At 74.6% G+C, this 24,595-nt stretch carries 21 protein-coding genes; 11 read left to right on the forward strand and 10 right to left on the reverse strand.

The genetic code is table 11. The features are described 5' to 3' along the window. Positions 1 to 9 precede the first annotated feature (9 nt). The 5 genes from ACQYWQ_RS24780 to ACQYWQ_RS24800 all read left to right on the forward strand — a co-directional run bounded on the left by ACQYWQ_RS24780 (position 10) and on the right by ACQYWQ_RS24800 (position 7,571). The gene (locus ACQYWQ_RS24780; RefSeq protein ID WP_431037580.1) at positions 10 to 1,659 is read left to right on the forward strand and encodes a PfaD family polyunsaturated fatty acid/polyketide biosynthesis protein; all 1,650 of its coding nucleotides are present in this window, start codon (positions 10 to 12) and stop codon (positions 1,657 to 1,659) included. Beyond that, a complete protein-coding gene (locus ACQYWQ_RS24785) occupies positions 1,656 to 3,425 on the forward strand; it encodes an acyl-CoA dehydrogenase family protein (protein WP_431037581.1) in 1,770 nt (589 codons plus the stop codon). The genes ACQYWQ_RS24780 and ACQYWQ_RS24785 overlap by 4 nt, the downstream gene beginning before the upstream one ends. Further along, positions 3,412 to 5,208 (forward strand): acyl-CoA dehydrogenase family protein, encoded by a 1,797-nt coding sequence (locus ACQYWQ_RS24790; protein WP_431037582.1) that lies wholly within the window; start codon positions 3,412 to 3,414, stop codon positions 5,206 to 5,208. The genes ACQYWQ_RS24785 and ACQYWQ_RS24790 overlap by 14 nt, the downstream gene beginning before the upstream one ends. Positions 5,209 to 5,384: 176 nt before the next feature. After that, entirely contained in the window at positions 5,385 to 6,197 is an 813-nt protein-coding gene (locus tag ACQYWQ_RS24795) for a 4'-phosphopantetheinyl transferase family protein (RefSeq protein WP_431037583.1), read from the forward strand. Between the two features lie 72 nt (positions 6,198 to 6,269). Next, complete coding sequence (locus ACQYWQ_RS24800; protein ID WP_431037584.1) at positions 6,270 to 7,571, forward strand: NAD(P)/FAD-dependent oxidoreductase; 1,302 nt, start codon at positions 6,270 to 6,272, stop codon at positions 7,569 to 7,571. Positions 7,572 to 7,607: 36 nt separating this feature from the next. Here the strand turns inward: ACQYWQ_RS24800 and ACQYWQ_RS24805 are convergent, their stop codons facing one another. After that, positions 7,608 to 8,261: a MerR family transcriptional regulator gene (locus ACQYWQ_RS24805; RefSeq protein WP_431039335.1), complete on the reverse strand. Its 654-nt coding sequence runs from the start codon at positions 8,259 to 8,261 to the stop codon at positions 7,608 to 7,610. A gap of 129 nt (positions 8,262 to 8,390) precedes the next feature. Between ACQYWQ_RS24805 and ACQYWQ_RS24810 the strand changes: the two genes are divergently transcribed. The 4 genes from ACQYWQ_RS24810 (at position 8,391) to ACQYWQ_RS24825 (ending at position 12,111) form a co-directional block, all read left to right on the forward strand. After that, a complete protein-coding gene (locus tag ACQYWQ_RS24810) occupies positions 8,391 to 8,855 on the forward strand; it encodes a DUF3291 domain-containing protein (RefSeq protein WP_431037586.1) in 465 nt (154 codons plus the stop codon). A gap of 150 nt (positions 8,856 to 9,005) precedes the next feature. After that, positions 9,006 to 10,448 (forward strand): MFS transporter, encoded by a 1,443-nt coding sequence (locus tag ACQYWQ_RS24815; protein WP_431037587.1) that lies wholly within the window; start codon positions 9,006 to 9,008, stop codon positions 10,446 to 10,448. Positions 10,449 to 10,525: 77 nt separating this feature from the next. Further along, positions 10,526 to 10,993 carry a cupin domain-containing protein gene (locus ACQYWQ_RS24820; protein ID WP_431037588.1) on the forward strand — a complete coding sequence of 156 codons (468 nt, stop codon included), beginning with the start codon at positions 10,526 to 10,528 and terminating at the stop codon, positions 10,991 to 10,993. A gap of 200 nt (positions 10,994 to 11,193) precedes the next feature. Then, positions 11,194 to 12,111 (forward strand): AfsR/SARP family transcriptional regulator, encoded by a 918-nt coding sequence (locus ACQYWQ_RS24825; protein WP_431037589.1) that lies wholly within the window; start codon positions 11,194 to 11,196, stop codon positions 12,109 to 12,111. A 133-nt stretch (positions 12,112 to 12,244) separates the two neighbouring features. Here ACQYWQ_RS24825 and ACQYWQ_RS24830 read toward each other — a convergent pair whose 3' ends face one another. From ACQYWQ_RS24830 to ACQYWQ_RS24865, 8 genes are read right to left on the reverse strand one after another with little or no spacing between them, the layout of a single operon-like run. Next, entirely contained in the window at positions 12,245 to 13,378 is a 1,134-nt protein-coding gene (locus tag ACQYWQ_RS24830) for a M20/M25/M40 family metallo-hydrolase (RefSeq protein ID WP_431037590.1), read from the reverse strand. After that, a complete protein-coding gene (locus tag ACQYWQ_RS24835; RefSeq protein WP_431037591.1) occupies positions 13,375 to 14,334 on the reverse strand; it encodes a [LysW]-aminoadipate kinase in 960 nt (319 codons plus the stop codon). Before ACQYWQ_RS24835 ends, ACQYWQ_RS24830 begins: the two co-directional genes overlap by 4 nt. A 7-nt stretch (positions 14,335 to 14,341) precedes the next feature. Continuing rightward, positions 14,342 to 15,364, reverse strand: a complete 1,023-nt coding sequence (gene argC / locus ACQYWQ_RS24840; protein ID WP_431037592.1) for an N-acetyl-gamma-glutamyl-phosphate reductase — start codon at positions 15,362 to 15,364, stop codon at positions 14,342 to 14,344. Further along, the gene (gene lysX / locus ACQYWQ_RS24845) at positions 15,361 to 16,248 is read right to left on the reverse strand and encodes a lysine biosynthesis protein LysX (protein WP_431037594.1); all 888 of its coding nucleotides are present in this window, start codon (positions 16,246 to 16,248) and stop codon (positions 15,361 to 15,363) included. Before lysX ends, argC begins: the two co-directional genes overlap by 4 nt. Positions 16,249 to 16,250: 2 nt before the next feature. Then, on the reverse strand, positions 16,251 to 16,430 hold the full coding sequence (locus ACQYWQ_RS24850; protein ID WP_431037595.1) for a lysine biosynthesis protein LysW: 180 nt from the start codon (positions 16,428 to 16,430) through the stop codon (positions 16,251 to 16,253). After that, a complete protein-coding gene (locus ACQYWQ_RS24855) occupies positions 16,427 to 17,518 on the reverse strand; it encodes a transketolase family protein (RefSeq protein ID WP_431037597.1) in 1,092 nt (363 codons plus the stop codon). The genes ACQYWQ_RS24850 and ACQYWQ_RS24855 overlap by 4 nt, the downstream gene beginning before the upstream one ends. Positions 17,519 to 17,523: 5 nt before the next feature. Beyond that, positions 17,524 to 18,537 (reverse strand): transketolase, encoded by a 1,014-nt coding sequence (locus ACQYWQ_RS24860; RefSeq protein WP_431037599.1) that lies wholly within the window; start codon positions 18,535 to 18,537, stop codon positions 17,524 to 17,526. After that, positions 18,534 to 19,886 (reverse strand): DegT/DnrJ/EryC1/StrS family aminotransferase, encoded by a 1,353-nt coding sequence (locus tag ACQYWQ_RS24865; protein ID WP_431037601.1) that lies wholly within the window; start codon positions 19,884 to 19,886, stop codon positions 18,534 to 18,536. Before ACQYWQ_RS24865 ends, ACQYWQ_RS24860 begins: the two co-directional genes overlap by 4 nt. A gap of 234 nt (positions 19,887 to 20,120) precedes the next feature. On the opposite strand from ACQYWQ_RS24865, the gene ACQYWQ_RS24870 reads away from it, so the two are divergent. Together ACQYWQ_RS24870 and ACQYWQ_RS24875 are read left to right on the forward strand one after the other, a co-directional pair. Further along, entirely contained in the window at positions 20,121 to 21,206 is a 1,086-nt protein-coding gene (locus ACQYWQ_RS24870; protein WP_431037603.1) for a GNAT family N-acetyltransferase, read from the forward strand. 3 nt (positions 21,207 to 21,209) lie between these two features. Then, positions 21,210 to 22,517: an MFS transporter gene (locus ACQYWQ_RS24875; protein WP_431037605.1), complete on the forward strand. Its 1,308-nt coding sequence runs from the start codon at positions 21,210 to 21,212 to the stop codon at positions 22,515 to 22,517. Positions 22,518 to 22,808: 291 nt separating this feature from the next. Here ACQYWQ_RS24875 and ACQYWQ_RS24880 read toward each other — a convergent pair whose 3' ends face one another. Further along, positions 22,809 to 24,338, reverse strand: a complete 1,530-nt coding sequence (locus ACQYWQ_RS24880) for a UDP-N-acetylglucosamine 1-carboxyvinyltransferase (protein ID WP_431037607.1) — start codon at positions 24,336 to 24,338, stop codon at positions 22,809 to 22,811. Positions 24,339 to 24,595 lie beyond the last annotated feature (257 nt).

Raw genomic sequence — 24,595 nt, forward strand, 5'->3', positions numbered from 1 at the left:
ACGTACCCCATGTCCAGCCCGCACCCCACTCCACCCCAGGCAGGCCCGCCGCTGCGCTGGCACGGCGACGGCCTCCCCGCCACCGACCCCTCCGGAGTCCACCAGGCACTCGCCGACCTGGAGCAGCCCTGCTTCGTCGTCGCAGGTCCCGCCGGGCCCGCCGCCGTCTCCGGCGGCACCGCGGCGCCGGGCGGGCAGGGCCCAGGCGTCCTCGCCGCCGCCGCTCCGCTGCCCCCGCACCGCCTCGGCTCGGCGGCCTTCACCGCCGCCCACGGCGTGCGCCTGCCCTACATGGCGGGCGCGATGGCCGGTGGCATCGCCTCCGCCGACCTCGTCATCGCGATGGCCCGCGAGAACCTGCTCGCCTCCTTCGGCGCGGCCGGTCTGCTGCCCTCCGTCGTGGAGGACACCCTGCGCCGCTTCGCGCGGGAGATCCCCGGCCTGCCCTACGCCATCAACGTCATCCACAGCCCCAGCGAGGACCGCCTGGAGCGGGAGACCGTGGAACTGGCCCTGCGGCACGGTGTGCGCTGCGTGGAGGCGTCCGCGTACATGGACCTCACCCCGCACATCGTCCGCTACCGGCTGGCCGGGCTGCGGCGCGGGCCGGAAGGGCGCGTCGTCACGGGCAACCGGCTCATCGCGAAGGTCTCCCGTCCCGAGACCGCGACCCGCTTCATGCGCCCCGCCCCCGCCGCCACCGTCACCGCCCTGCTGGAGCGGGGCCTGATCACCGCCGAGCAGGCGTCGCTCGCCCACCAGGTGCCGCTGGCCGACGACATCACCGTCGAGGCGGACTCCGGCGGCCACACCGACCGCCGCCCCCTCCCGGCCCTCTTCCCCGTCCTCGCGCGCCTGCGCGACGCCGTGCAGCGCGAACACCGCTACCAGGACCCCATCAGGCTCGGCGCCGCCGGCGGCCTGGGCGCGCCCGCCTCGCTGGCCGCCGCCTTCGCGATGGGCGCCGACTACGTCGTCACGGGGTCGGTGAACCAGTCGTGTCTGGAGTCCGGCACCTCGCCGCAGGTGCGGGCGATGCTCGCCGAGGCGGGCATCGCGGACTGCGAGATGGCCCCGGCCGCCGACATGTTCGAGATGGGCGTGGACCTGCAAGTACTGAAGAAGGGCACGCTCTTCCCGATGCGCGCCCGCCGCCTCTACCAGCTCTATCAGGCGTACGACGGGCTGGAGGCGCTGCCGGGCGACGAGCGCGAGCGGCTGGAGAAACAGATCTTCCGGCGCCCCCTGGAGGAGGTGTGGGCGGACTGCGTCAGCTACTTCACGAACCGCGACCCCGAGCAGCTGACCCGCGCCGCCGACCACCCGCGCCGCCGCATGGCGCTGGTGTTCCGCTGGTACCTCGGCATGGCCTCGCGCTGGGCCGTCACGGGGGACGAGGCCCGTACCCCCGACTACCAGGTCTGGTGCGGACCGGCGATGGGCTCCTTCAACGACTGGGTGACCGGCAGCTACCTGAAGAACCCCAGCAACCGGCGCGTCGCCGACGTCGCCCAGCACCTCATGCGGGGAGCGGCGTTCCACACCCGTCTCGCCCAGCTGCGCCTGGCCGGAGTCCGGGTGCCCGCCGGCGCGGCCGAGTACCTGCCGGTGCCGCGCGAGACCCCGCTGCCCCTCGCCCCCACGGCGGGTGCCTCATGAGCGCCGCCCGCACCCCCGCGCCCGCCCGCACCGCCGCGCCCGCCCGCACCCCCGCCCTCACTCCCGCGGAGGTGGAGCTGCTCCTCGGCGACCCGGCCGACCCCGCCAACCCGTACGGCTTCGCCGCCGCCGTCGCCCGCGACGAGGCCGACGCCTTCCCCGGGGAACTGTGCGGCCTGCTCTTCGAGGCGGGCTTCCACCTCGCCTACCTGCCCCGCGAGTGGGGCGGCACGTTCGAGTCCTTCGACCGCAGCCTCACCCTGGTACGTGCCGCTGCCCGCCGCGACGTGACGGTGATGCCCGGCACGATGTTCAGCATCATCGCAGCGACCTGCCTCCAGGTGCACGGCTCGGCCGGGCAGCGCGAGAAGGTCGCGAGGATACTGCGCGAGGGCGGCGCCGTGGCCTTCGCCATGACGGAGGCCGCCCACGGCAGCGACCTGGTCTCGGGCGCGCTGCACCTCGACGAGCAGGGCCGGCTGCGGGGCGAGAAGTGGCTCGTCGGCAACGGGACGCGCGCCGAGGCGGTGTACGTGGTGGCCCGCACCGGCGCGCGCGGCCCCGGCGCCTTCACCGCCTACCTGATCGACACCCCACGCGGCACCACGCCCGAGGGACTGACCCGTCTTCCGGCGCCCCGCACCGACGGGATGCGCGGGGTGGACCTCGCCACCCTGCGCTTCGACGGCCTCCAGGTCCCGCCCGGGGCGCGGGTCGGCAAGGAGGGCGAGGGCCTGGAGGTCGCCCTGCGCGCCCAGCAGGCCGTGCGCCTGATGAGCATGGCCGGGTCCCTGGGCATCGCCGACACGGCGCTGCGCCTGACCCTGGACTTCACCGCGACGCGTCGCTTCGGCCGCACCACCCTGGACGCCACCCCCTACGCCCGCCGCGAGTGCGCCGCGGCGAGCGCCGCGCTGCTGGCCGCCGACGCGGTGGCGACGGCGGCGGCCCGGGGCGTGCACGTGACACCGCGGACGTACAGCGTGTGGGGACCCGCCGCGAAGCACCTCGTCGCGGAGGCCACCCAGGACGTGCTGCGGCACTGCTCGACCGTGCTGGCCACCCGCTCCGTGCTGCGCGGACAGGCCCCGGGGGACGGCGTGTTCCAGAAGCTGCGCCGCGACGCCGCGGTGGTCCGCGTCATCGACGCCAGCCCCTACGCCAACCTCCGCTCCTACGCCGCCCAGCTGCCCACGCTCGTCACGGCCACGACGGCGGACGGTCCCGCGCCCGCGGTCGACGCGGTCTTCGACCTCGAAGCGGCCCTGCCCGCCTACGAACCTGCCCGGCTCGACCTCCTGGCACGCGGCCCCGACCCCGTCCTGGCCGCCCTGCAGGACCTCGCGGCCGAGCTGGCCGGACAGACGGACGCCGACACGTCCGCGCTGCTCAAGGAGCTGGCGGACGCCGTCGCCGAACTGCCGGCCCTCGCCGCCCGTACCCGGGGCGCCGACGCCGACCCGCACGCCCTCGCCGACCTCGGCGAGAGCTACGCCTGGCTGCACGGCGCCGCCGTCTGCGTCCGGCTGTGGGTCGCCTCGCGCACCACGGGCCTGTACGGGACCGCGCCGGGCGACACCGGCTGGCTGCGCTCGGTCCTCGCCTACCTCCTGTCCCGCGCCGCGGGCACCGACCCGCGCCGCCGCGCCAGGGACCTGGAACCGGCCCGCGACGCCGTCGGCGCGCTCCACACCTCCCATGCCCTCTTCACCGCCCTGCCCGTCCCCCTCGACGCCCCGCAGGAGGCCGTCCATGCCCAGGGCTGACCTGACCGCGCTCGCCGTCCGCCTGGAGGAGTTCCTGGGCTGCCCGCACGACGATTCCTCCGCGATGCCCTTCCGCCGCGTCCTGGAACTGGACGAACGGGAGTCCTACCCGTACGAGTTCGTCAACCCGCTGCGGGCCTGGGGCGTACCCGAGTACGCCCTGCCGGGGGAGCACGGGGGACGGGCGGGCGACGTGGAGGCCGAGTTCAACCTGGTGCGGCTCATCGCCCGCCGCGACTCCACCACCGCCACCGCCCTGATCATCACCAACCTCGCCTTCATGACCGTGTGGACCGGCGGCAGCCCCGGGCAGCAGGCCGAGTTCGTCACGGCGATCAAGAACGGCCAGCGCCTCTCCTGGGGCCTGTCCGAGCGCGGCTACGGCAGTGACCTGCTGGCCAACGCGATGCGGGCGCGGCCCGTCGACGGCGGGTACCTGCTCAGCGGCGAGAAGTGGCTGATCGGCAACGCCACCCGGGCCGACGCGATGGTGGTGTTCGCCCGCACGGGGGAGCGCGGCGGCAGCGGCGACTTCTCCGTCCTGGTCCTCGACAAGCGCGCGGCCCCCGCGGGCTCGGTGACGGAGCTGCCGAAGGAGCGGCTGCACGGCATCCGCGGGATGGACCTGAGCGGCGTGCGCGTGGACGACGTGTTCGTGCCCCGCTCGGCGCTCATCGGGCGGGAGGGGCAGGGCCTGGAGATCGCGCTCAAGGCGGCACAGGCCGCCAGGGCGCAGATCTCCGGCATGGCGATCTCCGCGGTGGACACCGGACTCCGGGTGACGCTGGACTTCACCGAGGGCCGCGTCATCCTCGGCAGGACGGTCAGCGACATCCCCTACAGCCGCCGCCAGCTCACGGAGGTGTTCGCCGACCTCATGGTCGCCGACGCCGTGAGCCTGGGCGCGGTGCGCGGGCTCCAGCAGGCCCCGGAACAGGCCAGCGTCCACTCGTCGGTGGCGAAGTACCTGGTGCCGACGATGATGGAACGCGCCATGTCGCAGCTCGCCGTCGTCCTCGGCGCCCGCTACTTCCTGCGCGACCACCCGCACTACGGGGTGTTCCAGAAGATGCTGCGCGACCTGCCGGTGGCGAACTTCGCCGACGGCAACACGGTGGTCAACCTGCGCAACCTCGCCGGGCAGCTCCAGCCGCTGCTGACCCGTCTCGCCTCCGCCACCGGCCGGGACCGGGCGGCGGCGGAGGCGAACGCGGCGGTGCTGTACGGCATGGGCGCCGGGCTGCCGACGTACGAGCCCTGGCGTCAGGAGCTGTTCGCGCGGGGCAGGGACGACACGCTGCTCGCCGCCCCGGCCTCCGTGGCCGCGCTCGACGCCCTCGCGGAGGACGCCAAGGAGGAGGACCAGCGCGGGTGGCTGCGCCGCGCGGCGGCCACCGCGGAGGAACTGCTCGCCCGTACCGTCTCCTTGGGGGAGCGCGCGGAGCGGCTGCGCACGGAGCTGGGCCGTGCCTTCGGCAACAGCGCGGAGCTGTTCGACCTGGCGAAGGAGTACTGCCTCCTGCACGCCGTCGCAGCCTGCGTGCACACCTTCGTGCACTCCCACGAGGTGATGGAGGAGCCGCTGCCCAACGGGGCGCTCCTGCTGTTGCAACTGGAGCGGCTGCGGCGGGCCCTGGCACCGCACGAGTCGGTCACCGACCCGGGCGTGGTGGACGAGGTGATGCGGGTGCTGCGGCACTTCCACGGCGCCGACCAGTTGTTCTCGCACTGGCAGTTCCCGCTGGCCCGGCGGGAGCTGGACACGGACACCGTGCGGCGCTGACGCCGGGGCGGGGGCACGCCGTCCGGCCCGCTCCCGACCGCCGCCCGGGGGCGGGCGCACCCCTCCGGCCCGCCGCCGCCCGCCGCGTCCGTTCCCTCCGGTCCGTCCGCCCCCGTACCGCCCCGTACCGCCCTGTCCCCCCGTACCGTCCCCGTCGCCGAGAGGAGTGACCCCCGGTGCCCCTGCCCCGTCCCGCCGCGCTTCTCCCCCCGGACGCCGGTTCCCTGCCCGCCCCCGCCGTTCACCGCCTCGCCGCGGGCCCCGCGACGCTCCATTTGCTGCCGGAGGAGGCGGTGGACGCCTTCGCCGCGCGGGTGGGCGGCACGGACGTGCTGAGCGAGGCGGAGCGCGAGCGGTGGGCCCGGCTGCGGGGGGCGGGGGCGCGTCGCCGCCACCTCGGCGCGCGCCTGCTCGTCCGCCACGCCCTCAGCGCCCACGACGGCCGCCCGCCCGAGCGCTGGCACTTCACCACAGGGCCCTGGGGCCGCCCCGAACTGCCGCCGCCCGACCAGGGCTTGCGGTTCAACCTCTCGCACACCGAGGGGCTCATCGCCTGCGTCGTCACCCCGGTGGGCGGCTGCGGCGTGGACGTGGAGGGCGTCCCCGCCAGGCCCGACGCGCTCACGCACCTCCCGCCGCACCTCGCGCCCGCCGAACGAGCCGCCCTCGACGCCCTGGACGGCGCGGCCCGCGCGGTGCGGCTCACGGAGCTGTGGGTGCTGAAGGAGGCGTACCTCAAGGCGCTCGGCACCGGTCTGACCCGCCCCCTGTCCTCCTTCACGTTCCGCGACGGCGGCCCGCCCGGCGCGGGACAACCCGGCGGGGTCGCTCTCACCGTGGACGACCCCCGGCTGCCCGCCGCCGAGGCAGCGACCTGGCGCCTGCGTCTGCTGCGCCCGGGGCCGCGCCACGTCCTCGGGGTGGCCCTCCAGGAAGCCGCCACCGGCGGGCCCGTACCGGCGCCCCCGCCCGGGCCGCCCCGCACCTGAACCACCCCCCACCCCCCCGCACCTGAACCCCCCTGTCCGTCCGTACCCGCCCCACCCGACCGTGGAGAGACCATGTCGCAGCCCCGCACGCCCCGTATCGCCGTCGTCGGCGCCGGCCCGTCCGGCATCTCCGCCGCCTACCACCTGCGCGAGCGCGCCCACATCACCCTGTACGAGAAGGAGGACAGGCTCGGCGGCCACGCCAACACCGTGGAGGTGGAGGACGAGGGGCGCGTCCTGGGCCTGGACACCGCCTTCATCGTCTTCAACCGCCTGGCCTACCCCACGATGACGCCGGTCTTCGACGAGTTGGGCGTGGAGATGGTGGACCACCCCGGCGGCTTCAACTTCTTCGACCTGGACTCGGGGCTGGAGTACGGCACGAGGGAGCTGGACCTCCCCGAGGAGGAGGTCACCGCCCGGTACGCGGCGACGCCCGAGTTCCTGCCCGTGTGGCGGGAGGTGCGCCGCTTCCACACCGAGGGCCGTCGCGACTTCCTGCGCGGGCGCGCGGAGCTGCCGATGCGGGAGTACCTCGACGCGGGCGGCTACAGCGCCGAGTTCCGCCACTCGTACCTGATCCTGCTGTGCTCCGCCGTGTGGTCGGTGCCTGCCGAGCAGATCTGGGAGATGCCGGCCGCGACCGTGATCGCCTTCTTCATGGGCCACGACGAGGGCGGCCTGGGCGGCAGCCGGGTCGACTGGCGCACGGTGGGCGGGGGTTCCATCAGCTACGTGCGCAAGGCCATCGCCGCCATCGGCCCCGAGATCCGCGCGGGCGAGCCGGTGACCGCCGTCGAACAGGGCGCCGACCACGCCACCGTGGTCACCGCGGCGGGTCGCGAGCGCTACGACCACGTCGTCCTCGCCGCCCACGCCGACCAGTCACTGGCCCTGCTGGGCAACCCCACCGACCACCAGCGTGCGGTGCTGTCCACCGTCCGCTACCACGCCTCCGACGTGGCCCTGAGTACCGACACCTCCGTCATCTCCGGTGACCGCGCGCGCTGGGAGTCGTGGAACTACGGCAAGGTCGAACTGGACGGCGCCCCGCGCACGTACGTCGTGTACTACCTCAACAAGCTCCACGACTTCACGTCCCGCACGGACTACTTCATCACCCTCGACTACCCGCGCGAGCTGGACCCGGACAAGGTCATCGCCCGCTTCCGCTACACCCACCCCGTCCTCGACGGCCCGGTCCGTGCCTTGCAGAAGGACATCTACCGGGTCAACGAGAACACCCGCGTGAAGCTGGCCGGTTCCTACTTCCACTCCCCGAAGCTGGGCGTCGACCAGATCGGCTCGCACGAGGCGGCCTGGGCCTCGGGCAAGCAGGCCGCGCTGCGGCTGCTCGCCGAGCTGGACGGCTGAGCGCGGGACCCGGAAGACCCGGCTCCCGTGCGCCGCTCAGCTCTCGTGGCGCCGCGCCGACTCGTGCTCCTGGGCGAGGCGGCGCAGCGCCAGGAGGGCCGGTTCCAGCAGGGTCGTGACGACGACCGCCCGCTCGGCCATCTCCAGCGGATCGTCCAGCCCGTCGAGCTGGTCGAGGTCCAGGCGGGCGGTGTCGGCGGCCAGGCGCGCGTACGGCAGGAGTGCCCGCCAGTCGTCGGCCACGCCGAACCGCCGCAGCGCGGTGAGGGTTTCGGCCAGCGCCTCCCTGGCCGGGGTCTCCTTGTAGACGTCCCAGCCCAGCTCGTCCAGGAGCGCGGTGACGGACCGCTCGGCCTCGTCCGGCTCCGCGGGCGCCCCGCCCGTCCCGGACGCGTCGTCGGTGGCGGGCTCCCCGCCCACCCGGATGGCGCCCAGGGCCAGGCCGAGGACGTGGTGGGGCGAGGAACTGCGCTCGGCGAGGGCGAGGAGGACCTGCCGGGTGGTGTCCACGGACAGGCCGCGCGTCCCGATCAGCGCCCGCAGCAGCCGCAGCCGGCGCAGGTGCTGCTCGTCGTACTCGGCCTGGGTGGCCGAGACGAGGCGGCCGGGGGGCAGCAGCTCCTCACGGATGTAGTACTTGATCGTCGGCACGGAGACTCCGCTGCGCTTGCTGAGTTCGGAGATTCGCACGATGTTCACCTTCCTCCTGGCCACTCGATAGTTCTACTGTCTATCATGGGTAGTGCCACTGTCCAATAGGTCGCGAGCGGGGTCCGCGAGGGGCCGCGCGAGGCGCCCTCCACGTCGGGAGCAATCGCCGTGCCCACTCTCCCCTGGACCACCCCGAACCCCCCGCGCGCCGAAACCGGCAGCGCGCTCGTCATGGCCTCCCGCCTGGAGGTGCGGTCGCTGAAGGACGTGCCGAAGTTCTTCCTGCGCTCGCTGGCCGCCTGGAAACAGGTGCGCGGCGCGCAGGGGGCGCTCGGCGCCTCCCTCATCGCCAACCCGCTGCAACGCACCTTCTGGACGCTGTCGGCCTGGGAGAACCGCGAGCTGCTGTACGCCTACGCCAAGACGGAACCCCACAAGTCGATCATGACCGGGCTGCGGCCCACCATGCGCCGCTCGGACTTCACCTTCTGGGAGGTTCCCGTCGGCGAGCTGCCCATCACCTGGGCGGACGCCAAGGAGCGCCTGGCCAGGCACCGGGCGGAACAGGACGCCCGAAACGAGCGGGACGAGCGGGACAGCGGTCAGGCCGATACCGGTCGCGCCGCTTCCTGACCCCGCTCCCCGCGCCCGCCCCTGCGGGTCCGCCCGGCGCCAGGCCGCTCACCCGTCCGCTCCGCCCCGTCCGCTCCCCGCCCCGTCCGAACTCGCCCGTCCGAACTCACCCGTCCGCCCCGCGGCGGACCCTCCCGCTGGAGCTTCACCATGACCAAGCCCGAACGCCGGTCGGTGCCCCTGTGGCTGTCGATCGTGGCGTGCAGCGTCCCGATGTTCATGGTCGCGCTGGACAACCTGGTCGTCTCGACCGCCCTGCACACGCTCGCCACCGAACTGGACGCCGACACACAGGCCTTGCAGTGGTTCGTCAACGCCTACGTGCTGAGCTTCGCCTGTCTGCTCCTGACCGGCGCTGCCCTCGGCGACCGCTTCGGGCGACGACGCGTGTTCATGCTGGGCATCGCCCTGTTCACCGTCGCCTCCGTCTTCTGCGGGCTGGCCGACACGAGCGGTGAGCTGATCGCGGCCCGTGCCGTCCAGGGGGTGGGCGGCGCCGCGGTCATGCCGCTGTCGCTGACGCTGCTCTCGCAGGCGGTGCCCAGCCGGATGCGCGGACTGGCCCTCGGCCTGTGGTCGGGGATCAGCGGCCTCGCCGTGGCCCTCGGCCCGGTCGTCGGCGGCGCCGTCGTGGACGGGCTCGACTGGCAGTGGATCTTCTGGGTGAACGTGCCGGTCGGCATCGTCGCCCTCCCGCTGATCCGCTTCGTGCTGCGCGAGAGCCGCCAGGACGGGGTGGGCCTGGACCTGCCCGGCATGGTGCTCGCCTCGGCCGCGCTGTTCGCCCTCGTGTGGGGCATCGTGCACGGGGAGACCGACGGCTGGACCTCCACCACCGTCATCGGCTCCTTCGTGGCCGCCGTGGTCCTGCTGGCGGTGTTCCTCGTGTGGGAGCGCCGCGTCCGGCAGCCGATGCTGCCGTTGTCCTTCTACAAGGTGCGGGCCTTCACCCTCACCAACGTCGTCTCCGCCGCGATGTACTTCGGCGTCTTCGGTTCGCTCTTCCTCCTCGCCCAGTACCTCCAGATCGCCCCGCCGCGCTCCCCGCTCGAGGCCGGTGTGCGCACCCTGGCGTGGACCCTGATGCCGATGTTCGTCGCCCCCGTGGCCGGCCTGCTGACCAGCAAGGTGGGCGGCGGACGCCTCATGGCGCTGGGGCTCTTCCTGCAAGGCGTGGGCCTGGCCTGGATCAACCTCGTCGCCGGCGCCGACACCCCGTACGGCACGCTCGTCGCCCCGATGGTCGTGGCCGGTATCGGCATGGGCTTCGTCTTCGCGCCGACCGCCGCGGTGGTGCTCGCCTCGGTCGCCCCGCAGTACGCGGGGAAGGCGTCGGGCGCCAACACCACCGTCCGCGAGGTCGGCGGGGCGCTGGGCATCGCCGTGCTGAGCACGGTGTTCGCGGGCTCCGGCGCCACCACGTCGCCGCAGGCGTTCGTCGACGGCCTGCACCCGGCGGTGTGGGTGGGCGTCGGGGTGGTCCTGCTCGGCGCGGTGTGCGCCCTCGGCATCCCCCGCCAGTCGCCCGCCCCGGAGGCGCCCGCCGCCGAGGGCGCTCCCGGCACCGAGGCCGCCGCCAAGGCCGCCGTCTGACCCCGTACCCCTCACCGACCAGCGGTCCCCCCGGTGGCCCCGCGCCACGGGGGTACGGACCGCGTCCCAGGAGCGTCATGCCTGCCGTCCCCGAACCCGCCACGCCCACCGCCCCCGCCCCGGCACAGGCCCCCGCCCCGGCCCCCGCGCCCGGCGGCTCCCCCCTGCGGGCCCCTTCCCCGCAGGCGCCGTCCGCGGAGGTCCCCTCCCTGGAGGGCTGGTCCCTCGTCCACGTGGACGACTCCGTTCCCTGGATTCCCTGGGGTTCCGACGGCAGGGCACGGGCCCGGCTCACCGCCCGGGCCGACGGCTACCTCATGGCCCTGGTCGAGGCGGAGCCCGGATACGTCACCGAACCGCATACCCACGCGCACACCGAGTTCCTGTACGTCATCGAGGGCGACTGTCTGAACCAGGGCGTGCCGATGACCACCGGAGACGTCTTCGCCGCGGCGGCCGGCTCGCGCCACAGCCACTTCGAGGCCGTCACGCCCGTGCGATACCTCTCCGTCTTCAAGCTCCCGCAGGATCACGAGGACGACTGACCCCGTCCCGCGACACCGGCCCCGTCCGGTCCCACCGCCCCCGGGCGCCCCCCGGGGCGGCCCGCGCCGGACGGGGCTCTTCGCGCCCTTCCTTCCCGGGCCGCGCGCCACCCCCCGCATTCGCCGCTCCTCCCTCTGTCGCGCCAACCACGCCGGCCGCACCGCGGTGGGCCGGGCCTTCCACAGAACCGGAGAACACCATGCGTCTGCCCCTCACCACCGGCACCACCTCCCGCGCCTCCGGAGCCCCGTTCTCCGGCACCGCCGCGAGACCCGCCGTCCTCCTCGGCGCCGCGCGCGTCCCCGACGTGTCCTTCTCCCTCCTCGGGCCCCTGCGCGTACGCGTCGACGGGCGGGACGTGCCCTTCCCCGAGAGCCGCCAGCTGACGGTTCTCGCCGTGCTCCTGACCGAGGCCGACCGGGCCGTGCCCGTCAGCCGCCTGGTGGACGCGGTCTGGGGCGGCACTCCGCCCGTCACCGCGGAAAAGCAGATCCAGACGTGCGTATGGCGGCTGCGCAAGGCGTGGACGGAGGCCGGTGGCCCGCCCGACCTCATCGAGACCGTCCGCGGGGGCTATCTGCTCCGCGTGTCCGACGCCCACCTCGACACGCGCCAGTTCGAGGCCCACAGGGAACGCGGCCGGGCCGCCGCCCCCGACAACCTGGAGGGCACCGTCGAGCACTACCGCGCCGCCCTGGCCCTCTTCCGCGGCGAACCCCTCGCGGGGCTCGGCAGCCGGGGCCTGGCCCCCGTCGCCGCGTACTGGGCGGAGCGCCGCCTGGCGCTCCTGGAGGAGTGCTTCGACGCCGAACTCGCCCTGGGACGCCACCGCGAACTCGTCGGTGAACTCAGCCTCCTGGTCGAGGAGCACCCCCTGCGCGAGCAGCTGCGGGGCCGCCTGATGACCGCGCTCTACCTCTCCGACCGCCGCGCCGACGCCCTCGCCGCCTACCGGGCCGGCCGCGCCGCCCTCGTCAGCCGCGTCGGCCTCGACCCGTGCGCCGGTCTCCAGGACCTGCACCAGCGGATCATCGACGGGCGCCCCGTGCGCCTCTACGGCGGCACCGGCGGCGGCGCCGGGCACGCCGCGCGCGAGGCGTCCGGCACGACCCGCTGACGCCCGTGGCCCCCGCCGCCCGGAGCGCCGGACCGGGGAGCCCGCGCGGCGGGGGCCGCGGACCGCGCGCCCGGCGTGCCGGACGGCCGACGCGCGCCGGGCCCACCGGACCGCGCCCCTGCCCCCACCGGCCTCACCGGACCGCGTCCCGTGCCCCCGTCGCCCTCCCGCCCGCTCCCGCCGCCCCGGTCCCGGCCGTGGCCCCCGGCGCGGCACCCCCGGCCAGCTCCGCCGCCAGCGCCTCCAGGCCGTGCCGCAGCACCTCGATCGCGGTCGCGTACTCGCGCAGGTCGATGTGCTCGTGGCCGGTGTGGTCCAGCGCGGAGTCCCCGGGACCGTAGACCGCCGCAGGGCAGCCCCAGACGGGCTCCACGATGTTCAGGTCCGCCGTCCCCGTCTTCAGCTTCAGCGTGGGACGTCCCCCCTGGGCGCGGACACCGGCGCACAGGGCGCGCACGACCGCCCCCCTGTGGTCCACGCGCACCGCCGGGGTCCGGTCGTCGATCCACAGCCGCGCGTCACCGGCCGCCTCGGCGAGGAACGCCTCGAAGCGCGGCAGGTCGAAGCCGGGCGGGGTACGCACGGCCAGTGTCAGCCGGGCGTGCTCGATGGTGCCTTCCACGCGCAGCAGCGTCGCCAGCGGCCGGTCGAAGGCGCGCGGTCCCGTGACGTGCTCCTCGCAGTAGCGGAGCACCGCGTGGTGGAAAGCGACCGCAGCGTCCGAGGCCTGCTCCTCCGGGGACGCGGTGTGCGCTGCGGGGCGCCGTACCTCGTAGCGCACCACGACCCGGCCCTTGTAGCCGATGCCCACCCCGGCCCAGCCGTTGGGCTCGCCGACGATCACCGCGTCCGGGCGGGGCCCGAGCGCGAGGTGGGTGGCGCCGCGCCCGAACGTCTCCTCCTCCACCACCCCGGCCACCACCACCCGCACCGGGCCCGTCCGCGCGCTCGCGGCGGCGCACACCATCGTCGCCAGCGGCCCCTTGGCGTCCACGGTGCCCCGCCCGTACAGCACGTCCCCCTCCCGGCGCACCGGCACCGGGCCGGGGACGGTGTCCATGTGGCCGACGAGCATGATGACGGGCCCGTCGGCGGGCCCCCGCTCCGCCAGGACGTTCCCCACCGCGTCCCGCCGCGTGCGGAACCCCCACTCCCGCAACTCCCGCTCCAGGAAGGCCGCGAGATCCTGCTCGGAGCCGGACGGGGACGCGATCTCCACCATGCGCCGCAGCAGCGCCTCGGCGCGCGCGGCCGAGGGGGCGCTCATCGGGCCTCCCCTGGCGCGGTGGCCGCTCCCGGAGCCGGGGCAGCCCCCGGGACGGCGGCCGACCTGCCGCGCGAGGACGACGGGGAGGCGGCCGCCCGCCCGCTCCCTCCGGCCCGCCGCCCGCGTGCGCCCCGCCCGGTCGGCGCGGGGCGCCCACCGGCGACGAACACCGTGCCCGCCCCTTCGCGTGCGGCCGTGACGGGCGACTCCAGCCGCCCGTCGCCGAGCACCACGTGCGGCACCCCGGCGGCGAAGGCTTCGGCGGCGCTGCGGACCTTCACCCGCATCCGCCCCGCCGCCAGCGGCAGATAGGCGTCCAGCTCGGCGTGCGGCAGCCGCTCCACGAGACTGCTCGCGTCCGCGCCGTCGCGCAGCAGCCCGGGGACGTCCGAGAGCAGGACGAGCCAGTCCGCGCCCACCGCGACGGCCAGCCGGGCCGCGAGCCGGTCGGCGTCCACGTTGATCATCCCCCGCGCGGCGTCCAGCGCCGGGGGCGAGACGACCGGGGTGAACCCGCCGCGCAGCAGCATCAGCAGCAGCGCGGGGTTCACCCCCGCGATCCGGCCGGAGTGGTCGTCGCGCACCACCTGCTCCACGCCGTCCACCACCGCCCGCGTCGGCGGGTTGCGCCGCGCGGTGACGAGCGCGCCGTCCAGCCCCGACAGCCCCACCGGCCACAGCCCCGAGCCGCTGAGCGCAGCCAGCAGCGTCGGCTTGACACGGCCGAGCATCGTCATGGCGAGCGCGTCGAGCGCCGGGCCGTCGGTGTAGCGGCTCTCCCGGCCGTCCGGCGCGGTCATCCGCCGTGCGGGCCGCCCGAGTTCGGCGGCGAGCCGGTCGGCGTCCGCGCCCCCGCCGTGCACCACGACCACCTGGTGGCCCGCGGCGCTCAGCCGGGCGATGTCGGCGCAGGCCTCGCCCATCCTGCTCTGCAAGGAGCCGCCGATCTTGACCACGATCCGCTCAGGCGGGGTGGAGCCCGGCGAAGCGGAGTCCCGCCGACTCCTCAAGTCCTGCGGCGATGTTGACGCACTGGACGGCATTTCCGGCCCCACCTTTCACCAGGTTGTCCAAGGCCGCCACCACGATCAGGTGGTCCCCCTCGGAGTTGAGGGAGAGGCCGATGTCGCAGAAGTTCGTACCGCTGAGGATCTTCGGATCGGGCATCCGGCGCAGCGCCGACCGCTCCCGCACCAGTCGTACGAAGGGCTCGCCGCCGTAGGCGTCGCGGTACAGCGCCCACAGCTCCCGCTCGGTGACGGGCCGGGACGGGGTGATGTGCACCGCCACCTGGACGCCCCGGACGGCGTCCACGGCGGTCACGGTCATCCGCACCGGCACCCCGCACGCCTGCTCGATCTCCGCGGTGTGCCGGTGCCCGTGCGGTTTCGCCATGCGCAGCGCGCCCGCCCGCTCCGGGTGGTGACTGCCCTCGTCGGGTACCCGCCCGGCGCCGCTGGAGCCCGTACGGGCGTCCACCAGCGCCGGGCCCGCGACCAGTCCGGCGGCGGCCAGCGGGTGCAGCGCCAGGATGCCCGCCCCGGCCATGCACCCGGCGACCGCGATGTGCGAGGCACCGCGCAGCCGCTCCCGGTACAGCTCCGGTATGCCGGGCCGGAAGCGGTCCAGCCACTCCCGTTTCGCGGGGGAGTGCGGGTAGTGGCGGGCGCGCAGGGCGTCGTCGGGGACGCGGTGGTCGGCGCTCAGGTCCACGACCGTGGGGGCCAGCGCCGACCAGCGCTCCACGGCGGGTGCCGAGGAGCCGTGCGGCACGGCGAGGAACGCCACGTCGGTCTCGGTGGCGTCCTCGTCCGCGACGAACGCCGGCGCGTTCGCGCCGCGCAGGTTGGGGTGCGCGGAGTGCAGGGGCCGGCCGCGCAGCCGGGTCGAGGTGGCCTGCGTCAGCTCCAGGTGGGGGTGGTCCAGCAGGAGGCGCAGGAGTTCGCCCCCGATGTAACCGCCGGCACCGACCACGGTGGCCTTCATGCCGCCGTCACCTCCTGCGCGCGCAGGGCGTCCAGGACGTGGTCCACGACGAGATTCGCGACGTCCAGGCCGGTCGCTGCCATCAGGCCGTGGAACTCCATCGTGTGGTTGACCTCCGTCACCAGCACCTCGCCGTCGCGCCGTTCGATGAGGTCGACGGCGAGCATCCCGCCGCCGACCGCGTCCGCCGCCGCGCGCGCGAGCTTCGCCAGCTCCGGCGTCACCGCGCACACCCGGGTGGTGGCGCCCCGTGCGGTATTGGTGATCCAGTGGTCCGAGGCGCGGTACACCGCCGCCACGACCCGGTCGCCCAGCACCAGGGCGCGGATGTCGCGGCCCGGCGCGTCGATGAACTCCTGCACGTAGAAGACCGAGTGCTGCGGGGAGCGCAGCGACTGCCGGTGCTCGACCACGGTCTCGGCGGCGTCCCGGTCGTTGACCTTCGACAGCAGTCGCCCCCAGGAGCCGACGAGCGGCTTGAGCACCGCCGGGTAGCCGATCTCCTCGACGGCGCGCAACGCCGCGTCCGGGGTGAGGGCCACCACCGTGCGGGGCGTGGGGACACCGGCGGCCACGAGGGCGAGCGAGGTACGCAGTTTGTCGCCGCACACGTCGATGACGTCGGCGGAGTTGAACACCGTCTGCCCGGCCGCCTCGAAGAGCCGCGCGGCGTAGAGGCCGCGGGTGTGGGACATGATCCGGTTCAGCACGCCGCGGTGGCGCACCCCGGTCCGCGACGCGAGGTCGCGGACCAGGGTGCGGTCGTCCACGGACTCGTGCGGCACGTTCCGGTGTTCCAGGGCCTCCAGGATCAGCCGTTCCTCCAGGCGGACCCTGGAGAGGAGGACGGCGAGGGTGCCGTCCGGTGACGCACTCGTCCGCACGGTCACTCCCCGAAGTCTTCCTCGATCTCCGGCGCGAGCGCGTACTCGACCGGGTCCACGCAGATGACCTCCAGCTCCACGGAGCAGGACGGGCAGACGACGATGGACGACACACGGACGGGGGCGGGCGCGGCGACGATTCCCGCGCACTCGGGGCAGGCGTTGGTAACGGCGGTGGTCATGACTCGTTCTCCTCGTGACTCGGATGGTGCGGGGCGTGGTGCGGGTGGTGCGGGTGGTGGTGCGGGTGAGGGTCGTAGGGGTGGCCGTCGACGACGGCCCGCGCGGCGCGGTGCACCGCCTCCGCGGTGACGCCCGCGTCGGCGAGCTGCTCCTGGTGCCCGCCGGGCCGGGTGGCGAAGGCGTCGGGGACGCCCAGGGCCACCACCCGCGCCGGGGCGTGCGCGGCGAGCGCCTCGGCGACGGCGCCGCCGAGCCCGCCGAGCACCGAGTGGTCCTCGACCGTGACGAGGCCGGCCCCCGCGCGGGCCGCGGCCACCAGGGCGGCGACGTCCAGCGGCTTGATCGTGTGCATGTCCAGGACGGCGGCGCGGACACCCTCGGCGGCCAGCGTCCGCGCGGCGCGCAGCGCGAGGAGGACGGGGAGCGAGCCCGCGGCGACGAGCGTCACGTCCCCGCCCTCGCGCAGCCGCCGCGCCCGGCCGACGGTGAACTCCGCAGGACCGCCCACCGCTTCGGCCGGCCCCCGGCCCAGGCGGATGTACACCGGTCCGGGCAGTTCGGCCGCCGCCCGCACCATCCGCACCGTCTCCTCGGCGTCGGCGGGCGTCATCACCGTCATCCCCGGCAGCGTCCGCAGCGCCGCCAGGTCCTGCGTGGCATGGTGGGTCGGCCCCAGGTGCCCGGCGGACAGGCCGGAGTGGGTGGCGACGATCCGCACCGGCAGGCCCGGGTAGGCGATATCCGTCTTGACCTGTTCCAGGGCCCGCGCGGAGGCGAAAGCGGCGAAGGTGTTGACGAAGGGCCGTACGCCCGTCGCCGCGAGGCCCGCCGCGACGGACATCATGTTCGCCTCGGCGATCCCCAGGTCCGCGTACCGCTCGGGCAGCGCCGCCTGGAACGACTTCTCCAGGCCGCCCATGTCGGAGTCCAGGCACCAGATCCGCCGGTCGGCCAGGGCGACTTCCAGCAGCGCGATCCGGTAGGCGGTACGGTCCGAGCCGTCCCACCGCGGCGCGTGGGGACCCGCGGCCTCCTGGACCGCCCGGGCGAAGGCGGGTACGGGCGCGGGGCCTGCCGCCGTCGGCACGCCGCTCACCGCGCGGCCCGCCCGGTCCGCAGCGCGGCCAGCGCCCGGTCGTACGCGGGCGCCGACAGCTTCGCGAAGTGGCCCTGCTTGCGGTGCTCCAGGTGCCGCACCCCCCGGCCCTTGACGGTGTCGGCGATGACGACCGAGGGGCGGCCCGGCTCGGGGGGCTGTTCCAGCGCGGGCAACAGCCGGGTGAAGTCGTGCCCGTCGGTCTCCGTCACGCGCCATCCGAAGGCGCGCCACTTGTCGGCCAGCGGCTCCAGGCCCATGCGCTCCTCGGTGCCGCCGCTGATCTGCAACCGGTTCCGGTCCACGACGGCGGTGAGGCGGTCGAGACCCAGGTGCGCGGCGGACATCGCCGCCTCCCAGTTGGACCCCTCCTGCAACTCCCCGTCGCCCAGCAGGGTGTAGACGCGGGTGTCCGTGCCGGTCCGGTGGGCGGCCAGCGCCAGCCCGGTGGCCAGCGAGAGACCGTGGCCGAGGGAGCCGGTGGCGAACTCCACGCCCGGGACCGCCGGTGTCGGGTGCGCCGCGAGATGCCCGGCGGGCGTGCCGTAGGTGTCGAGAGCGGCCACGGGGAAGAAGCCCCGTTCGGCGAGGGTGGCGTACAGGGCCGCCCCCGCGTGGCCCTTGCTCAGCACGAAGCGGTCGCGCCCCTCCCACCGGGGCTCGTCGGGCCGCAGCCGCAGCACACGGAAGTACAGCGCCACCAGCACGTCGGTGGCCGAGAGGCAGCCGCCGACGTGCGCACCGGCCGTGCCTGCGGCCATCCGCAGCACGTGCTCCCGCACCGCCAGCGCCCTTTCCCGCAACTCGTCGTGGGGATCGAGAGGCAACTCCCGTACGGCGACGGCCTCCGCGACCTCACCGGCCTGCGCCGCCTCCGGAGCCTGCGCCGCCCCCTCGACCTTCGCCGCCTCCGGAGCCTGCGTCGCCTCGCCCGCCTGCGCCGCCCCCGCGACCTCCGCGGTCCCGGCCGCCTCCGCGGGCGCCGTCCCGGCCGCCACCGGCACGCTCACGCCGTCCTCCCCGCGCCTTCGTGACCCTTCACGACCGCCCACGGCGGCGCGTAGTCCAGCGAACGGGCGATGCGCCCGACGACGTCCAGGTTCTCCCACACCCGCTCGAACGCGCTCGCGTAGGCGTCCAGCGCCGGGCCCGCGTCCGGGTTGAGGTGCATCCGGCGCAGGCACAGCGAGTCCTCGATGACCTGGCAGGTGACGGGGTAGTCCGCCAGGTCGTACCGCTGCGGGTTGACCCCCGGCAGCGACCACGGGTAGCCCTTGCCGTACGCGTCCTGCTTCTGGAACACCGGCTGACCGGGCAGCGGGATGATCTGGTAGTGGGTCAGCGGCACCCCCTCGGCGAGCAGCACCCGGCGCAGCGCCTGCCGGAACGGGCCTGCCGCCACCTCCTCCAGGCCCGCCGCGCGCGGGTCGAACCGGAACCGCAGCATGTGCCACATGTGGGTGCGGTCGTCCGGTGCCGTGGGAACGACGATCCCCGGCAGCGCCCCCAGCCGCTCCAGGAACACCGGGATGTTCTTGTCCCGCCGCTCCTGGTAGTCCCAGAACCGCCCGAGCTGCGCCCGGGTGAACGCGGCCAGGACGGAGGAGAGCTTGAGGTTGGAGCCGCGCGTGGCGGACACGTACAGCCGCTCGTCGGTGCTCAGGTCCTCGCCCAGCACCCGCAGACTGCGGCAGCGCGTGGCCACCTCCTCGTCGTCGGTGACGATCAGCCCGCCCTCGCCGCAGGTCGGGACCGACTTCTCCACGTTGAGGCTGAACACCGAGGCGGCACCCATCGAACCGGCCGTCTCGCCGCGGTACGTGCCGCCCTGCGCCTGCACGGCGTCCTCGATCACCAGCAGGCCGTGACGGCGCGCCAGGGCCCGGATCTCGTCCATGTCGGCGGGCAGCCCGCCCAGGTGGACGGGGATGATGGCGCGCGTACGGTCGGTGATCTTCTCCTCGACGCGCCGCACGTCGATGTTGAAGGTGACGGGGTCGATGTCGACGAACACCGGCACCGCGAGCTGGTACAGCGGTGCCATCGCCGTCGCCACGTAGCTCAGCGCGGGGACGATCACCTCGTCGCCCGGCTGGATGCCCAGCGCCGTCAGCGCCAGCTCCAGCGCCACCGTGCCGCTGTTGACGGCGACCGCGTACCGGGTGTCGCAGAACTCGGCCCACTCGCTCTCCAGGCCGCTGATCTCCGGCTCGTTCTTCGCGCCGACGGTGAACTTGCGGCTGTCCAGGACGCGCAGCACGGCATCCCTGTCGGCCTGCGTCACCACCGGCCACTCCAGGCGCCGGTGCTCCGGCTCCACCACGGGCTTGCTACCGAACATCGCCAGCTGTGCCGTCATGTCTCTCTCCAGGTGAGCTAGGACTGCGCCTGACCGGCCCGGAGCCGGCTGGTGCGGGCCGGGCGTCGTGGGCCGGAGCCCGCCAGGGAACCTACGGGCCGTCGTTCTCCCGCCCCTCTCACCCGGCTCCGCGCCCACGAGAGCGCCGGGAGGCCGTCCGTGAGAGCGCGGTGAGAGCGCCGGCTCCTAGCCTGGCCAGGACGTGACCGGGACGGCCGAGCAGGAGGTTGCGGGATGGACGTCACGCGCACCGGGCAGGGCGTGGTGACCGCGCCCCGCTGGCGCATCTCACCGACGGTGCCGGAGCGGGTGGTGCCCAGTTGCCTCTACGACTCGGCGCCGTGGCTGCGCGGCTGGGAGCGGGTCACGGTCGAACGCCGCGCCCGCACCGCGTACGTGCACACCGCCCCGGACGCCGAGGGCGGCACGGCGGTGCTGCCCCTGTACGCCCTGCACGAGAGCCCCTTCTGGGACGGCTACGAGCGGCAGGTGGGCCTCGTCGGCCGCTTCGGCGACCCCGTCGTCTTCGCCGGCTCGCCGTACTCCATGTACACCCGGCGCGGCCACGTGCCCGCCGCCCTCATCGAGGGGGCGCACTCCACGGCGATGGAGTGGATCGCCGAGGGCGCAGGGGAACTCCTCGTCGTCCCCAACCTCACCGAGGAGGGCGTGGCGGACTGGCTGCGGGTGGCGGGCGAGCCCGTGGGGCGCCTGCTCCTGGAGCGCACCTACGCCACCGACCTCGCCCCCGACCTCGACACCCAGCTCCACCGCGTCACCAACAAGATCCGCAGGGACGTGGCCCGACGCCTGCGCCGGGCCGACGAACGCGGCCTGACGGTACGGGTGGTTCAGGGGGCGGAGGCACGCGCCCTCGTGCCCGCCGTGTACCCGCTGACGGTCGACACCAGCGACAAGAACGACTGGCCACCGCTCTTCGACGAGGCGTCCCTGGCCGCCCTGCTGGAGGTGCCAGGGGCGTTCCTCCTCGTCGCCGAGGCGCACGGCCGGCTCGTCGGGGCGTTCTTCTCCTTCCGGCGCGGCACCGAGGTCACCTTCATGTGCGGCGGCGTCAGCTACGCGAGCCTGCACGACCTGAGCACGTACGTCGCGCTCATGTACCGGGGCACCGAGTGGGCCTACGCCAACGGCGTGCGGCGCCTGGAGTGGGGCCGGGACAACTACCGCTTCAAGGAGCGGCACGCGCTGACGGGCACGGACCTGTACGCCTTGGTGTACGCGCCGGGGCCGCGCCCGGACCTGGTCCCCGGACTGCGGCGGATGCACACCGAACTGTCGGCCTACATCAAGGGGGAGTAGTCGATGGGAGCGGCCCGGCGCCGCGCGGCGCTGCTGCTGGCGGCCGTCGTCAGCGTGAACGCCTCGTACACCGTCATGATCCCGTTCGTGCCGGACCTGGAGGACAGGGTCGGCGCGGGCCCGCTCGTGGTGGCGCTCACCTTCGCGCTCTTCGCGGCGGCGAAGGCGCTGGCGCAGCCGCTCGGCGGCTGGTGGGTGGACCGGTGGCGCGCCGACCGGGTGGCCATGCTGTCGATGCTCCTCGCGGCCGTCGGCATCGCCGCCACCGCCCTCGCGGGCAACGGGGCGGCCCTGCTCGCCGCCCGCGTCGTGTGGGGCGTCGGCGAGGGCCTGGTGAGTCCCGCCCTCTACGCCGGGATGACGGCCCTGTGCCGCCGCCACGGCGTCCCGACGGGCCGCATGATGGGCTCCTTCGGGGCCGCCGCCATCGCGGGTTTCCTCCTCGGGCCGCTCATCGCCGGTCTGGCGGGGCCCGCCTCGCTCACGGGCCTCTTCCTCGCCGGGGCGGCGGTCACGGCGCTGACGGCGGTCGGCCTCGTCCTGGCGATTCCCGGACCCGACGACGAACCGGCGCCCGGCGCGGGCACGCCCGCGGACCCGGGCACAGGCGCCGGGGACGTGCGGCGGGGCCAGGACGCGCCCGCCCCGGCGGCGCCCGCCGCGACCGCGGCCGTCCCCGCCGCCGCGTCCCGCTGGTACGTGTGGGCGCTGCTCCTCGGCCTGATGGACATGTTCACCTTCGTCGTCTACTCGGCGCTGGAGCCGCTGCTGCCCCTGCACCTGCGCGCCGTGGACGCGGACTCCTCCCGCTCCGTGATCTCGGCGGTGCTCGTCGGGGGACTGGCGATGTCCGCGCTCGTCATGTGGCTGATGGGCCGCTTCACGCCGTCGCTGCGGCGCCTGACCGTGACGGGCCTGGCGCTCAGCGCCGTCGGCCTGGGCGCGCTGGCCGCGGGGACGTCCGTCTGGGTGGTCGCCGCGTGCTTCCTGGTCTACATGGCGGGCTACGCGACGCTGTTCCTCGCGGCGCGGCGGGGGGTGGTGGAGCTGAAGGCGGCCAGCGCCGACGACGGCAAGGCGTACGGGCTCTTCGGCCTGGTCTCCGATCTCGGCAACGTCGTCGGCCCGTTGATCGGTGTGGCGCTCTACGAGACGACGGGGCGTTTCACGTTCGCCCTGCTGGGCGCGGCGAGCGCGGTGGCGCTGCTCGCTGTGATGTTCGTTCTGCGCCGGCCGGGCCTCATCCCCGGTCGCGTCGCCGCCGAGGGCGCCCCCGCCCCCACCCCGGCGGTCGCGGGCACCCCCTCCTGACCTCCTGAGCCGACCGGAAGAGCGGCGGCAAGGAGCCCTCGGGGGAGTGGCGTTCGGCCACCTCCGACGACATTTCCCGGCCGACGGCCAAGGCGGCCGAGGCGGCCAAAGCGGCCGAGGCGGTCGCGGCGTCGGGGTCGGGACCGCCGGGCGAGGCGACGGCCGTTCTCCTCCGCGGCCGCGCGACCGCGCCAGGGGTTCCGGTCTCCGCGGCCCCCGGCCCGTTGCCGCCGCACCCCGCACCGCCCCGCCGGTCGGCAGGACGGGGAGGAGCGCGGCGGCACGCGCGGCTCAGATGTCCCTGAACGTCTCGATCTGGGCGCCCACCGAGTTGAGGCGCTCCGCCAGGTCCTCGTAGCCCCGGTTGATGACGTAGACGTTGCGCAGGACCGAGGTGCCCTCGGCCGCCATCATCGCGAGGAGGACGACGACCGCCGGGCGCAGCGCGGGCGGGCACATCATCTCGGAGGCGCGCCAGCGGGTCGGGCCCTCGACCAGGACGCGGTGCGGGTCGAGGAGCTGGAGACGGCCGCCGAGGCGGTTGAGGTCGGTCAGGTAGACCGCGCGGTTGTCGTAGACCCAGTCGTGGATGAGGGTCTTGCCCTGGGCCACGGCGGCGATCGCCGCGAAGAACGGGACGTTGTCGATGTTCAGGCCGGGGAAGGGCATGGGGTGGATCTTGTCGATCGGCGCCTCCAGCTTGGAGGGACGGACCGTCAGGTCGGTCAGGCGGGTGCGGCCGTTGTCCGCGACGTACTCCGTGGAGCGGTCGTGGTCGAGACCCATCTCCTCCAGGACCGCCAGCTCGATCTCCAGGAACTCGATCGGCACGCGGCGCACGGTGAGTTCGGACTCCGTGACGACGGCGGCGGCGATGAGGCTCATCGCCTCGACCGGGTCCTCGGAGGGCGAGTAGTCCACGTCGACGTCGATGTCGGGCACGCCGTGCACCGTGAGCGTCGTGGTGCCGATGCCGTCGACCCGTACGCCCAGGGCCTCCAGGAAGAAGCACAGGTCCTGGACCATGTAGTTCGACGAGGCGTTGCGGATCGTCGTGACGCCGCTGTTGCGCGCGGCGGCGAGCAGCGCGTTCTCGGTCACGGTGTCGCCGCGCTCGGTCAGCACGATCGGGCGGTCGGGGACGATGGCCCGCTCCACGGCCGCGTGGTACAGCCCCTCGGTCGCCGTGATGTCGAGACCGAAGCGGCGCAGCGCGATCATGTGCGGCTCGATGGTCCGCGTCCCGAGGTCGCAGCCGCCCGCGTACGGGAGCGTGAAGTGGTCCATGCGGTGCAGCAGCGGGCCCAGGAACATGATGATCGAACGGGTGCGGCGCGCCGCGTCCGCGTCGATCGCCGCCATGTTCAGCTCGGCAGGGGGGACCAGCTCCAGGTCCTTGCCCTCGTTGATCCAGCGCGCCTTGACGCCGATCGACGAGAGGACTTCGAGGAGACGGTAGACCTCCTCGATGCGGGCCACGCGCCGCAGCGTCGTACGGCCCTTGTTGAGCAGGCTCGCGCACAGCAGCGCGACGCAGGCGTTCTTGCTCGTCTTGACGTCGATCGCTCCCGACAGCTGGCGACCGCCGACCACCCGCAGGTGCATCGGGCCGGAGTACCCGAGCGAGACGATCTCGCTGTCCAGGGCCTCCCCGATACGTGCGATCATCTCAAGACTGATGTTCTGATTCCCGCGCTCGATCCTGTTCACCGCACTCTGGCTCGTGGCCAGCGCTTCGGCGAGCTGCGCCTGTGACCAGCCGCGATGCTGACGGGCGTCACGGATGAGCTTGCCGATGCGTACGAGGTAATCGTCTGCCATGAACGCAGGCTATCTCAGATATGAGATCGTCGCCGCTTGGGGGGTGAGGGGCCCGTGAGGTCGCGTGCCGCCGGGCCGCGGGGCGTCATGCCCGCTGCGCAGCAGGCAAGGTGAGGGCATTTCAGTGAACCCCGGCAGCGCCGTCCGCGCCACTCGGGCGACAGCGCGTGCCCCGGAGCCGTTGCGCCGCCTCGTGTACCCGCCGCAGGGCGCGCTCATGCGCTACGGCGTGAACATCCCCGGCTTCGGTGACTTCG

The sequence above is a fragment of the Streptomyces sp. P6-2-1 genome, assembly GCF_050613165.1.
Taxonomy (GTDB): Bacteria; Actinomycetota; Actinomycetes; order Streptomycetales; family Streptomycetaceae; genus Streptomyces.

Bases quoted from the DNA above. Each gene is read 5' to 3' on its own strand.
- ACQYWQ_RS24850 (WP_431037595.1), bottom strand. From the start codon at position 16,430: ATGACCACCGCCGTTACCAACGCCTGCCCCGAGTGCGCGGGAATCGTC.
- ACQYWQ_RS24780 (WP_431037580.1), top strand. From the start codon at position 10: ATGTCCAGCCCGCACCCCACTCCACCCCAGGCAGGCCCGCCGCTGCGC.
- ACQYWQ_RS24790 (WP_431037582.1), top strand. From the start codon at position 3,412: ATGCCCAGGGCTGACCTGACCGCGCTCGCCGTCCGCCTGGAGGAGTTC.
- ACQYWQ_RS24820 (WP_431037588.1), top strand. From the start codon at position 10,526: ATGCCTGCCGTCCCCGAACCCGCCACGCCCACCGCCCCCGCCCCGGCA.
- ACQYWQ_RS24785 (WP_431037581.1), top strand. From the start codon at position 1,656: ATGAGCGCCGCCCGCACCCCCGCGCCCGCCCGCACCGCCGCGCCCGCC.
- ACQYWQ_RS24830 (WP_431037590.1), bottom strand. From the start codon at position 13,378: ATGAGCGCCCCCTCGGCCGCGCGCGCCGAGGCGCTGCTGCGGCGCATG.
- ACQYWQ_RS24825 (WP_431037589.1), top strand. From the start codon at position 11,194: ATGCGTCTGCCCCTCACCACCGGCACCACCTCCCGCGCCTCCGGAGCC.
- ACQYWQ_RS24880 (WP_431037607.1), bottom strand. From the start codon at position 24,338: ATGGCAGACGATTACCTCGTACGCATCGGCAAGCTCATCCGTGACGCC.
- argC (WP_431037592.1), bottom strand. From the start codon at position 15,364: ATGAAGGCCACCGTGGTCGGTGCCGGCGGTTACATCGGGGGCGAACTC.
- ACQYWQ_RS24875 (WP_431037605.1), top strand. From the start codon at position 21,210: ATGGGAGCGGCCCGGCGCCGCGCGGCGCTGCTGCTGGCGGCCGTCGTC.
- ACQYWQ_RS24815 (WP_431037587.1), top strand. From the start codon at position 9,006: ATGACCAAGCCCGAACGCCGGTCGGTGCCCCTGTGGCTGTCGATCGTG.
- ACQYWQ_RS24870 (WP_431037603.1), top strand. From the start codon at position 20,121: ATGGACGTCACGCGCACCGGGCAGGGCGTGGTGACCGCGCCCCGCTGG.
- ACQYWQ_RS24800 (WP_431037584.1), top strand. From the start codon at position 6,270: ATGTCGCAGCCCCGCACGCCCCGTATCGCCGTCGTCGGCGCCGGCCCG.
- ACQYWQ_RS24865 (WP_431037601.1), bottom strand. From the start codon at position 19,886: ATGACGGCACAGCTGGCGATGTTCGGTAGCAAGCCCGTGGTGGAGCCG.